Origin of the sequence: Acinetobacter sp. Root1280 (assembly GCF_001425285.1) — a bacterium.
Lineage (GTDB): Bacteria > Pseudomonadota > Gammaproteobacteria > Pseudomonadales > Moraxellaceae > Acinetobacter > Acinetobacter guillouiae.
In genome coordinates, this window is record NZ_LMED01000024.1 from 1 (window position 1) to 1,000 (window position 1,000).

Sequence of the window (1,000 nt, forward strand, 5' to 3'; positions counted from 1 at the left end):
CTCCGCCGAGAGTCCGCGGAGGTCGCGCGGGGAGCCGATCGAGTCGAGGAGTGCCATGGGGCCTGAGTCTATTTCATGCCAGGTCAACCACGGCCACCGACGGCTCGTGCAGGCTGCCCAGCCACACCCGGCCGTCGTGCTCCCGCACGCCGGTGACCATGTGGTAGCCGGGGTCCGCGAGGTCGACGTCGTGGACGAGACGACCGTCGTCGTCGTAGGCCTGCACGCGGATCGTGCGCTTCGGCTTGGGCTGGAGCGCCTCGGGGATGCGGGTGACCGCCCGGCGCAGCACCATCGGGGCCGACCCGAGGCGCTCGACCAGCGGGTCGACCGGGCTGGCGATCGTGACCCACACGAGTCCGTCGCTGCCACGGCTGATGTTGTCGGGATAGCCCGGCAGGTCGGTCACGAGGTGGTCGCGCTCCCCCGCCCGCGCCCCGGTGAGCCAGAGGCGTACGACGCTGCGTCCACGCGTCTCGGCCACGCAGACGAACGACTCGTCCGCGGCCAGGGCCACGCCGTTGGCGAAGGCGAGGCCCTCCAGCACCACCGTGACCGTGCCGTCCGGGTCGCGCCTCACGAGACGGCCGGTGCGCGTGTCCTGGACGAAGTCGTCCTTCCACTGCTGCACGCCGTAGTGCAGCGAGGAGTCGCTGAACCAGATCGTCCCGTCGTTCGCGACCGCGGCGTTGTTGCAGAACCTCATCGCCCGGCCGTCGAGGCGGTCGAGCAGGACCTCCACGGCGCCGGTGGCCGGGTCGACGTCGAGCAGGCCGCGCTCGGCGTCGCAGACGAGCAGATGCCCGTCGCCCAGCAGCTCGATGCCCAGGGGACGGCCGCCGGTGTCGGCGACCCGGCGCGTGCTGCCGGTCGCGGGATCGAGCGCCCAGAGCGCGCCGTCCTCGGTGCCGGTGAAGACGGTGCCGTCCGCAGCGACGACGACGTCCTCGGCGCCCATCGCCGGGACTGGGTGGACGGTGAGGGCCTGGCGCGAGTCGGT

The 1,000-nt window shown here is 72.7% G+C and carries 1 protein-coding gene; it reads right to left on the reverse strand.

Annotated elements, in window-relative coordinates; genetic code table 11:
• Window positions 1–73: 73 nt before the first annotated feature.
• The coding region (locus ASC84_RS22460) for an SMP-30/gluconolactonase/LRE family protein (RefSeq protein ID WP_227515168.1) at window positions 74–1,000 on the reverse strand (927 nt) is incomplete at its 5' end.